Below are 10,852 nucleotides of genomic sequence, written 5' to 3'. Positions count from 1 at the left end.
AGGCGAGATCTCAGTGCTGCCAACGATTCTGAACCATGCATTCCATGCATACTCCGAGCCCGCTCGGCAGCGAGGCCTCTTCCTCCCATAATGGGAGGAGCCGCAAAGCCGTGTGCGCGTCATCGCCAAGAGAACCCTGGTGCGGTTCTGGGAGTCAGGCCATGGCGATGCCGAACAACCCCTCAAGTCCTGGCACGCTCTGGTCAAGTCGGCCAGCTGGAGTCATCCCAAGGAGATCAAGGCCAAATTCTCAACCGCCAGTTTTCTTGCCAATAACAGGGTGGTGTTCAACATCAGTGGCAACAAGTATCGGCTTGTCGTCAAGGTTGAATACGAGTTTCGAGCGGTCTACATCCGCTTTATTGGCAGCCACGCCGAATACGACAAGATCGACGCATCCACAATCTGAGACAGCCCATGCAACCCATCAAACCCATTCGCAACGAAGCCGATTACGAGCTTGCCCTTCAAGAGATTGATCGCTGCCTGGATGCCGCATCAGGCAGCCCTGAACGGGATCGGCTTGAAGTGCTGACTGTGTTGGTGGATGACTATGAGGCCAAGCATCACCCCATCAGCCCACCTGAGCCCATTGCAGCGATTGAATTTGTACTGGAGCAACGCGGGCTGTCGAGGAAAGATCTAGAAGGAGTCATCGGGAGCAGCGGGCGTATCTCAGAGGTGATGAACAACCAGCGCTCGCTAACGCTGGCCATGATCCGAAAGCTGGTAGAGAAGTTTGACCTACCGGCTGATGTGTTGATTCGTCGCACAGGGAGCTCTGCAGCCCAGGGCCTCACACCCACAGGGCATTCGCGGGGGCGTGGCATTGCCATGACTCGGGCGAAACGAGTGAAGCCCCGCGTGTCGGTGTAGTCGTTTTTGACTGGCCTACATGAAAGTAATTTTATTTGGTGCTGGCGCAAGCTTTGGCTCCGAACTAGAAGGTCGAGTCCCGCCTCTTGGTGAGCAGCTGTTTGATGAGCTAGCCAAGTTTGCTCCTGACACCTGGGGCTCATTGCTACCTCCCTGGCCTGAGCGATTTCGCGACAACTTCGAAGCCGCGATGAGCTCATTTTTAATTAAAGGCGACTTTGCGGCACCGTATCAATGGGATATGGCAGATTTCTTCTATGGGGAATTTCAAGTGACACCCACAAGTGCATATGTTGATTTGATCAGGGGGCTGCAACAACACATCAAGGGAATTGCATTTGCCACGCTTAATTATGAGACGCTGCTATTTCAAGCTCGGGACTTCTCTGGTGTTGATGAAAAACATTTCTCTTTGTGCCTCCCCCATGGCAACGCGGCGCTTTTTTGCGACAACGTCTCGGGCAACAGGGGAGTAACCTATAGCGGCCACGTTGCGACATCAGGGCGGGTCCGATATTTTCACGATAGAAGAGAGTTTATACGAGAGAAGGCGTCAAATGTTTTCCCTCCAGTCATGTCCTATTATGAGCCTAGCAAGTTCACGGTGAGTGGCGCAAACTATATCGAGAGGGAACGCGCAAAGTTCAAAGCACTTGTTGAGAAGGCAGATAGAGTCTCTGTTATTGGCGCACGTGTTCATGCACCAGATCGGCATATTTGGGAGCCTCTCGCGACGGCTAGGGGAACAATCCTCTACGTATCAGGCGTAAAAGGAGCAAAATGCTTCAGAGAATGGGCGGCAAGCGAGAAGAGGATGGGCGATATTGTTCTTGAATCACATTTTAGAGAATCGATCGGTAGAATCCTGGAGTTCATGCTGAAAGACTCCTGAAGCAATTATCATTGACGGAGCAGATTGGACGCAGTAGCGAACGGACCTGATTGCATTAATAATGCAAGAATGACCAGAAAGTGCTCTGCATTAGTTGTCACTTCATTTGGTCTGCATGCTCGAAAAACTCCCAAACCGCCCGATAATCCCCCACCCGATCACACCGGTCAAACGGCGCCTCATAGGTGATCGTGCGCTCCACCGGCCCCCCAGGCAGCGTGGCATCGATGATCGTGCGCGACACCGTGCCGGAGGTCATGGTCTGGATGTCTTCCCAACCCGTGCTCTTGTTCGCCCCACGCCCTGAACCCTTGCGCGGGAACCCCACACCAGTGAGCCCCTTGCTGGATGTGAACACGATACGGCCGTTGCGGTCGTACCAGGTGTCGCGTTCGTATTGCTGCATCACCGGGAACTGCACGCGGTAGATGGTGATCAGTTCTTCGAGGGTGAGCTTGAGGGCCTGGGCCACGAGCACATCAAGTTCCACCAGGGCCTGGCGGCGGGCGTAATCGCTGCGCAGGGCGCAATCGCGCTGCCAGCCGGGAGACAAGTTGGTGAAAAAGCTGTATGGCAGCCGGGGATCCTGCTTGGCCCAGCGCTGCTGCACGAAGGTCTCATCCCAGCATTCGGCCCAGAGATCGGCATAGTGGCTGGTGAGACAATTGAGCCCTAGGGTGCGCACCAGAAGATTCCCAGATGTCTTAAGGAAGGGCAGTTGGCGAGCTATCTCATTTCTAAAATCAGCCTTTCCTGTTGTCTTTACAAAAAAGTCCATTGGCAACGAAGCCATTTGTCCAGCCACTGCGCATGCTTTTCTGGCATCCTGGAATGCAATTGAAAAAGCAGTATTTATATGTGCTGCACCCATTGGAAGCAGCGTCGCTATCAGAGTCCGCTCTCCTGACTGGCTAAGCATTCGTCTCGCAATAACCCTTGTTAAATCAACGACTTTTCTGCCGGGGTCCCATGGAACATCCGGCATTCGATCGCGGTATTTCGCCGTTGCTACATTCCTCTGATAATTCGTTCTGGGAAGGTATTCATCTGGTATGAAGGCAAGATCTAGCCCTTTGTAAGATCTGTTGGTGTTGCAAACTGCTTTGGGCGTCTGATACAAGGGGTTGGCAACACCGAGCAGAGGGGCGGAGATAATTAGCTCCGACGGGTCCGAAGGGAAGGACGTCTCTCGTCTAATTGTTCCTTCTTTCTGCGTATTAGTCTCGTGCCACATTTCTAATGCGATGTACTCTCCCTGCAGCTCACCAAGGCGCATCGGCCAATCCGCAAACTTCTCCAACACATTGAGCAGCTGCAGCGAATGAACTGCCGGTAAACGTGCTTGGGCACATGGGGTGCCTGGTTCATCGTAGAGACGAGCAAATAGACTTAGTGTCTGGTCATCAACGGGTAATATTCTTTGAGGGTGACCTCTCAGCTCCCAGCGGCTATTGACATCTTTAATTCCTGGAACTAAACCAGTTTCAATAGAACTGAAGCATTCGCCAAGTGTTGAAGCGCCAAAGACATTGGCTATAGAGACGAAGCGAATATGGCGTGATCTCTGGGCAGGATTTTGGTAGACATTTATGCTGTATTTGACAGTATTATGTATTTCTGCGAATAACTTGTACTCGTTTTCGAATTGAAAGTGACAACGTAGCCAGCTATAGAGGACTTCCCGCAGCTCCCCGCCCTTCGGGTCGTCATAGACCCCCTCCGGATGCAGGAAACCCTGCACCCCTTGAAATGACGCCACCCGCCATGCCTGCGGGAGGAAGCACTTGAACAGATTCGTCTGGCTGCCTTTGAGCAGCGGGTAGTTGGTCTGCGCATTGAGAAACGCCTGGCTACCGTTCTGCCCCTCAAACTCCTGCAGATAAGCCTCCCGGAGATCCTGGTGGCCTGAAAAAGCATCACCGCGGCGCTTGGCCAGCGCGCTGGCGCTCACCTTGCGGATCAGCACCATCGGGTCGGTGTCGCCGATCACGCCCTTCTCCTCCCACTCCACCTTCAACCAGGGCGGGTTGCCCACGATCAGATCAAAGCCGCCAGCCGCCAGTAAATCGGCAAACTCCAGATCCCAGTGCAGCGGCCGGATGCGCTGGGCCACCGCTTCCACCTGGCGCAGGCGCTCGAATTCGCTTTTGAGCTTCTGCACATCCACAAACCCGTGGCGATCCGAGAAATCCACCGCCAGCTGGCGCGGCTGCGTGTCGGCAAACAGATTTCCCTGGCCCAGCTCTGGCGTCACCCCCTGCTCCAGGTCGCCCAGGATCATGCTCAGCTCCAGCAGCCAGGTGTCGCGGCTGGGTAGCGACCCCGCCTGGCGAATCGGCCAGAACCACAGCGCCACCCAGTAGTCCATTGCCCACTTCAAGCGCAGGCGCGCATTGGTGTTGGCCACATCGCGGCCCAGCACCTCCTGCTCCTGGATGCGGTCCTTCAGCTTCAGCGGCGTCCAGTCGCCCTCCTCGGCTCCGGTGGGGTCGTTCCACACCGGCAGCGGATCGGTGGTGCGTTGGCGCAGCTGCCGTTGCTGCTCAGCCCAATCCTTCCAGAGGGCATCCACCAGCTTGCTCAGCCGCAGCAGGTGGGCGATCTGGGCTTCTGAAAAAGCCTCACCCACAAACGCCTTGTTCCAGCGCTTGCAGCGATCAATCGCCTCGGGTTCCAGTTCTTTGATCACCTTGTCGGTGTAAGCCGCCATGCCCGGATCGGGCAGCAGGAAATGGAAGATGGCGTCGCCCGGGAGTTCCGCATCCCAGGCCAGTTCCTCTGGAGCGTGTTCATGCCAGAGCTTGCTGGGTTTCGCTTTGCGGCCGGTGCCCGTGGGCAGCTGGTTCAGCCGGTAGATCTGCCGGCGGGCCCCGATCAACGAATTGCCGCACACCAGCTGCTGGCTGAACCAGGGCACAAAAGCCCGGCCGTTCTCCGGCGTAAAGATGCTGTTGAGCCACAGGCTCACCTCCGCCAGCTCCACCGCCACCGGGTTGAGGTCCACGCCGAACACGTTTTGATCGGCCAGGCGCATCTTCACCTTCTGCAGCTCGGTGGCGAACTGCTCGTGGGGGATGCCCTTGCCGGTTTCCTGCTGGCGCAGCTCCAGATAGGCCTGGGCCAGCTGGTTCACCACCTCGTTGAGGAACGCGGCTGAGCCCATCGCCGGCTCACACACCTTGAGGGTCAGGATGTCTGCCGCGGTTTTGCCCGGCAGCAGCTCCTTGAGCGCGTACTTCACCAGGCACTGGGTGAGAGATTCGGGCGTGTAGTAGCTGGCGCTTTTCTCCCGGTCGCGCCCCGCCAGGCGGTAGATGAAGCTGCCCTTGGGATAGCACTTCGGTTTGCCGGTGCCGGCATCGGGCACGATCTCCTCGGCCTTGTAGGCCTTGAGCTGCTCGGCGCTCACGAAGTGCCCCACCTCCAGCTCGTCGTGGGCAGCGCCGCTGGCTTTGGTGTTGTCGTCTGCCTCGTCGGCGCCGTCGCCCTCGCTTTCGAGGTCGTCATCGTCATCGCTGCTGGCGGCCTTCTTCTTTGGAGCGGGTTGCACCTCATAGAGGTCTTCCTCGGCGAAGAAGCCCCGGAAGCTGAGCAGGGCCTCATACACAGCGCCGAGCTGGTTGATGCCGAGCTGCGAGTAGCTCACCCGCCCCCGCCGTTTGCCCTTGCCTTCCTTGGTGAGCGACATCAGCTCGATCACCTCGCGCAGCACCACGTTGCGGAAGCGCACGCGCGTGAGCGTGGGCATGCGCTCGGGATCGAACAGGTGTGCCTTCAGCGGCGTGAGCCGGAAGCTGTCGTGGAACGGATCATCGCTGTCCGCCAATGGCAGCTGGGCGGTGGCGTCGTCGCGTTTGGGGTAGCCCTCCCAGATCATCTGGAACAGCCGATCGAGTGAATCGCTGATGTAGGTGCCTTCCTTGTCTTCCTCGCTGCCGAGCTCGGCGGTGTCCATGTCGCGCAGGCTTTCGAGGCTGTAGCCGAGCCGATACACATCGCTGCCCATCGGCGCATAGCCCAGATCCGGCCGGCTCTCGATGTAGAAGAGGAACAGCAGCCGATACATAAACCGCAGGCACTCGAGCGTGAGCTGGTCGGCGTCGGTTTTGCCCTTGAACACGCCCTCGTTTTTGCTGCGGCGCCAGTGGATCGCCTCATTGCCGAGCAGCTCGATCGACTTGCGCAGGGCGTACTTGAGGTCGCCACTCACCTCATAGGCGTGCTTGTGGCTGTTCTCATCCAGCTCATCCAGCAACGGCGTGCCACCACCGCTGGGGCAGGTGTGCTCGCGGTGCAGCAGCGTGGCGGCCGCCAGCAGCGCATCGGCATTGCTGTCGCCCAGCAGGGTGTCGAGCTCAAAGCGCAGCAGCCTTGAAGCCGCCCACTTCTGGCGATCGATCAGCAGCAGCTGGTCGCGGCTCACCGCCAGCACCCAGCGCGGCGGGATCTCCTGGCCAAACACCCGCTCGCTGATCAGCTCCTCCCAGCTCTCGCTGCCCTGGCCATCGCCGCCGGTGAGCACCGTGCCCAGGGAAGGGTCGTTGATCTGGCAGGCCCAGCTGGTGGCGATCGTGAGCTCCAGCGGATCGGCCGGCTCATCGCTGGGGTTGAAGCACTCCACCACCCACAGCCACGGCTCACCCTTGGCGTTGCTCACCTCCGCCAGCAGCGGAATCTGATACGCCTCGCCGCCGATTAACACGGGCTCCGCCTTGGGGGCGTAGGGGTAGCCCAGGGCCTCGCACAGCGGCTGGAAGAACAGCTGCCGCTGCAGCCTCAGGCGCTCGGCGGGATCACCGGTGATGCCCAGCTCCGCCTCCCGCAGTTTCTGCCATGGCTTGCGCAGGGCCTTGAACTGCGCCTCCGGTGTGGAGACATCGGCAAGGGGATCGGCCTGGAGTTGAGCCGTGGCCTCCTCAGCCCAGCGCTCGCGCACCTTCTTGATGTCGTTCGTCAGAACGCTCTCGAGGTAGTGGGCGGAATAGAACTCGTTGGCGTTGCTGATGCCTGGTAGTGCCATGGATCAAGCCTCCCGATGCAGCACGGCCACCACCTTCAGGTAGGGGGCGGGTTCGATGGTCATCACTTCATTCACAAAGCGTTCGTGGTCGTCGAAGCGCACGTCGATCGCCTTCTGCTGGGCCAGGCGCCGTTTCTCCTTGATCTGCTGCGGCCGTTGATCCGCCGCGAAGCTGAGCTGCAGCTGCTCCACCTGGCGGCCTCGCAATCGCTTCAGGCGTTCCCGCTGGGCCTGCAATTCCGGTTGCATGCGAGCCGTCCACCGATCGGCGCAGCTCATCAGGTAGTCATTGGCCTTGCGAACCGCATACGGCAGCTGCTTACGCAGATGCTCGGGAATCGCGGCGTTGGGGTTGGCATAGGGCTTGCGGCCCAGCTGTAAGCGTTCGGCCACCGCTTCAAAGGGCTCCACAGCCTCCACATTCAGACCCGTTCCGGCGAAGCGCACCGCCACCCACTCCTGCACCACCGGCACGCCTTTCTGGTTGGGGATCGTGCCCTGAAACACCATCACCACTTCGCCTGCCTCCAGGCCATCACTCAGCCGAAGCACTGGTGCGCAGTGCCTTTGGAAAGTGATCTGGCCCCTGTCAGCCAGCCAGTCCACCAGCGGGTGCAGATCCCAGAGGTATTCCAGCTCGGGCCGGCTGGAATCCTGCCGGCGGCTCTGCTCAAGGGCCCGCTGCAGTGCCGCCACTTCAGTGGAGAGATCCAGGCGCTGCCCCCGCGGTGGCTGCAGCTCCCGTGGATAGCGGTCGTAGCGGCGCTGCAGATCGCTGGGCGGTGTGATCTCCAGACGCTGCTGCTCATGATCCGCGCGGAGATCGAGCTTTTCGGCGCGGCGCTCCATCTGCTCGCCCACCGCCTCGAGGGCCGTGTCCACGTAGGTCCAGAGGCTGGGGAACAGGCTGAAGGGCTGGCCCTGCTGCACCTCAAGAGGAGGAGTGGCGTCGGCAGTTATGTCTGCGCCGTCTGATGGGCCGCTGCCAAAGAGCTCTTCAAAGAGGTTGTCGCCGCTGCCCTGCTCCAGATAGGGCTGGGCGTTGGCATCCATGCGCTGCTCCAGCGCTTCCACCGTGCCGCTCTCAAAGGCCTTGCTGATCTCCTCCTCTTCGCCCACGGCGTCGTAGACGCCGAGAAACACCGCCGGATCGCCAATGTTCTGCTGAGCCTGCTCGTCTTTGCGCTTGAGCAACCGCAGTACCTTTTCGGCATCGCCCATGCCTTCGCTGCGGGAGCAGCTGAGCAGGTAGCGGATCTGGGGTTGCTGCGCCTGGCCGTAGCGGTCGATGCGGCCATTGCGCTGCTGCAGCGTCATCAGCGACCAGGGGATGTCGACGTGCACCAGCCGGTGGCTGAGGTAGTGCAGGTTGAGGCCCTCGGATGCGACCTCAGTCGCGACGAGGATCCGCACCGCTTCCTTCTCTTGGGCGAACTGCTCCACCACCCGCGTTTGTTCCACATCGGGCATGGCGCCATCGAGGCCCACCACCGCGCCTGCCGGCAGGCCCAGATCGGCTGCCAGGTGCTCCACCAGGAAGCGCTGGGTTTCGCGGCGGCCGGTGAACAGCACAATCCGGTCTCTGGGGTCCTTGCCGTTCCAGCCCCAGTCGGCGTGGATCAGCTGAAGCAGGCACTGGTATTTGGAAAACTCCACCGGGCCGATGGCGGCGAGCAAGGGCTCCAGCTCCTGCAGGGCTGCTTGATCGGCGGGGGCCGGTGTCGTAGCAGCTGCAAGCCGCTTCAGCCGGTTGCGCACCGTTTCCAGCGCCGCCATTGGGCTGGAGAGCAGGCTCTTGGCCAGGGTGGTCTTGAACAGCTGGCCGGCCTTGGCTTTGGCGTCGCTGTCGGGGAGCTTGAGGTCTTTGAGCAGGGCGAACACCCACTCCTCCCTCTCGCTCGCCGGGCACTCAACATCGGCGGTGTCGCGCTCCTTGACGCTGTTGCGCAGATCGGCGATCACGTCCTTGCGGAAGCGCCGCAGGTAGAGATCCTTGATGTCGTCCTTGGTGTACTTGCTCGGATCGGCGATCGCCGTGGGGTCGAGCATGTTCATCAGGCTCGCGAAGCTCTCTGGTTTGCCGTCGTGCGGTGTGGCCGACAGGAGAAGCAATGTCTCCGATCGGGTTGCCAATCGCTCCGCCAGCCGGGCGCGCTGGCTCTTCTGGGCACCTCGCGCCCGCTCGGCCACGTTCTGACACTCATCGATCACGATGATGTCCCAGTTGGCGTTGTCGAGGTAATAGCGGTAGTCGCGGTCGTTCTTGAGCGTGTCGACCGAGACGATCGCCTTGTCGTAGTAGTGAAACGGATTCTGGTTGGTGGGGATTTGCTCGCGGATCCGTTGAATGCCCACCGAATCCAGCCGCACCAGCGGGATCGAGAAGCGTGTCCAGAACTCTTTTTGAAACTGCACCAGCATGCTTTTGGTGGTCACCACTAGCAGCCGCTTGCCCCGGCCGCGACGGATCAGCTCGCTGCAGAGGATGCCGCACTCCAGCGTCTTACCCAGGCCCACCGCATCGGCGATCAGCAGCCGCTGGCGGGGCATGGCCAGGGCCTTGGCAGCTGGCTCCAGCTGGTAGGGCAGTGCATCCATCGCCGCGCGATGGCCCACCACCAGGGCGTTGTCGGTGGGCACCGAACGCCGGAGGTGCGCCTCGAGGAACAGCAGGCTGTCGCGGTAGCGGGGCGAAGGGTCGCTCACCAGAGCCGTGTCTTCCGGCTGCAGCACCTTGAAGCTGCCTGCCGCCTTTTCCACCTCCACCAGGAAGCGGGCCTCCTTCTCGCGCAGGAATGGCGACACGCCCACCACGTCGACCACCTGCTGGCCGTCAGAGCTGCGGCCCAGGCTGCGCACCAGCCATTCGGCGCTGCGGCACTCGATGCGGGCTCCAGGGGCGAGGACGGCTTCTGGCATCACAGGGGGGCTGTGCTGAAGGGAGCAGGGCCCACGAAAAGCGCGGTTTGGTGTGGAACAAGTCTGCGTGGCTTTGCTTCCATCTGCAGCCAATCCGCACCCACCGAAACGCCGATCAGAGCTGGGTTTCATGCGGATCCTGCATTGTTTCGGCGATACGCAGTTGCTGGAGCAGCCCCCGCACTGCCCCACGGGCAGCGGATCCGTTGGTTGCTCCCTCGGGCAGCAGCAGCCAGAGCTGCTCCTCCAGCAGCGGTTGATCGGCCAGGGGCATCAAGCCATGCCGCTCCACCCAGCTCGGCTCAAGCAATTCCGGGCAGATCGGTAGCGCCAGTTGGCGGTCGCGGGCCCGCTTGATCCACGCCTCTAGCTCCTGGCAGGCCGCTGGCTGTTGCTCCACCCCATAGCCCTGGGCCGCAACCGCCCTATGCAGCAGGGGGGCGGCAGCCCTGCGGGGCAGCAGCACCCGGCGGCCCGTAGCCACCGTCGCCACAGGGGCCACCAACAGCAGGCGCAGCTGGCCCAGCGGCAGCACCACCAGCCCCTCCCATTGCGGCAGCTGACCCGCAAGCAGCCTGCCCTCCAGGCCGAACGAACTCAGCAGCGCCCCATCCAGCAGACCATTACGCACCAACTCCGCCCAGTTCCCAGCGCTGCGAAACCGCGGTGGCACCAGCTGCACCCCAGCCAAGTTCTGCAGCAGCCGTTGGTGCAGCAGATCGGTGCCGATGCGCAGTAGGCCCTCCATCAAGCGGTGTTCGCGGGAGGCCAGCCGCAAAAATTGCAGGCAGGGGTTGTGCCCATGGCGGCACACCGAGGATCCCTGCCGGGGCATCAACCGAAACTGCGCCCGCATCAGTTGTGCACTGCGGCTCACGGTGCTCTGGTGCATCGACAGCGCCATGCCCGCCTTGGCCTGGGATCCGGCCAGTTCAAGAAAGTCGAGGATGTGCAGGTCCGCCAGCGCCGTGGGTGGCGCGTAACTGCTAAGGGCAGGGCTGCTGAAAGCAGGACTGCTGGATGGGGCCACGGCGAACTTGGGCGTTGCTGGCTGCAGCGTCAGCGCCGCAATCGCAAACCGAGCTGTTTTTCGTGCGAAAGAGCAGCAGGCGGATCAGGATGCGCCTGCGAATGTGCGCCCTCAG

Annotated in this window: 6 protein-coding genes; 3 read left to right on the top strand and 3 right to left on the bottom strand. The window is 61.0% G+C overall.

Features of this window, described 5'->3' with window-relative positions; translation table 11 throughout:
* Positions 1-112: 112 nt before the first annotated feature.
* From KBZ14_RS06155 to KBZ14_RS06145, 3 genes are read left to right on the top strand one after another with little or no spacing between them, the layout of a single operon-like run.
* Positions 113-409 carry a type II toxin-antitoxin system HigB family toxin gene (locus KBZ14_RS06155; RefSeq protein ID WP_255117443.1) on the top strand — a complete coding sequence of 99 codons (297 nt, stop codon included), beginning with the start codon at positions 113-115 and terminating at the stop codon, positions 407-409.
* An 8-nt stretch (positions 410-417) separates the two neighbouring features.
* Positions 418-876, top strand: coding sequence for a helix-turn-helix domain-containing protein (locus tag KBZ14_RS06150; protein ID WP_255117442.1), 459 nt, complete (start codon positions 418-420; stop codon positions 874-876).
* Positions 877-895: 19 nt separating this feature from the next.
* Positions 896-1,768 carry a hypothetical protein gene (locus tag KBZ14_RS06145; protein WP_255117441.1) on the top strand — a complete coding sequence of 291 codons (873 nt, stop codon included), beginning with the start codon at positions 896-898 and terminating at the stop codon, positions 1,766-1,768.
* Between the two features lie 97 nt (positions 1,769-1,865).
* Here KBZ14_RS06145 and KBZ14_RS06140 read toward each other — a convergent pair whose 3' ends face one another.
* From KBZ14_RS06140 to KBZ14_RS06130, 3 genes are all read right to left on the bottom strand, one after another.
* Positions 1,866-6,788, bottom strand: coding sequence for an Eco57I restriction-modification methylase domain-containing protein (locus KBZ14_RS06140; protein WP_255117440.1), 4,923 nt, complete (start codon positions 6,786-6,788; stop codon positions 1,866-1,868).
* Positions 6,789-6,791: 3 nt separating this feature from the next.
* Positions 6,792-9,707, bottom strand: coding sequence for a DEAD/DEAH box helicase (locus KBZ14_RS06135; RefSeq protein ID WP_255117439.1), 2,916 nt, complete (start codon positions 9,705-9,707; stop codon positions 6,792-6,794).
* A gap of 115 nt (positions 9,708-9,822) precedes the next feature.
* Positions 9,823-10,737: a hypothetical protein gene (locus KBZ14_RS06130; RefSeq protein WP_255117438.1), complete on the bottom strand. Its 915-nt coding sequence runs from the start codon at positions 10,735-10,737 to the stop codon at positions 9,823-9,825.
* Between the last annotated feature and the right edge of the window lie 115 nt (positions 10,738-10,852).

The organism is Synechococcus sp. HJ21-Hayes, assembly GCF_024345835.1.
In the GTDB taxonomy this organism is placed as follows: Bacteria; Cyanobacteriota; Cyanobacteriia; order PCC-6307; family Cyanobiaceae; genus Vulcanococcus.
The sequence above is the reverse complement of the archived record's forward strand: the minus strand, read 5'-3'. Positions and strand labels throughout refer to the sequence as shown.

Excerpts from the sequence above, each read along its gene's own strand:
- KBZ14_RS06150 (WP_255117442.1), top strand. The coding sequence starts at position 418 with ATGCAACCCATCAAACCCATTCGCAACGAAGCCGATTACGAGCTTGCC.
- KBZ14_RS06145 (WP_255117441.1), top strand. The coding sequence starts at position 896 with ATGAAAGTAATTTTATTTGGTGCTGGCGCAAGCTTTGGCTCCGAACTA.
- KBZ14_RS06140 (WP_255117440.1), bottom strand. The coding sequence starts at position 6,788 with ATGGCACTACCAGGCATCAGCAACGCCAACGAGTTCTATTCCGCCCAC.
- KBZ14_RS06135 (WP_255117439.1), bottom strand. The coding sequence starts at position 9,707 with ATGCCAGAAGCCGTCCTCGCCCCTGGAGCCCGCATCGAGTGCCGCAGC.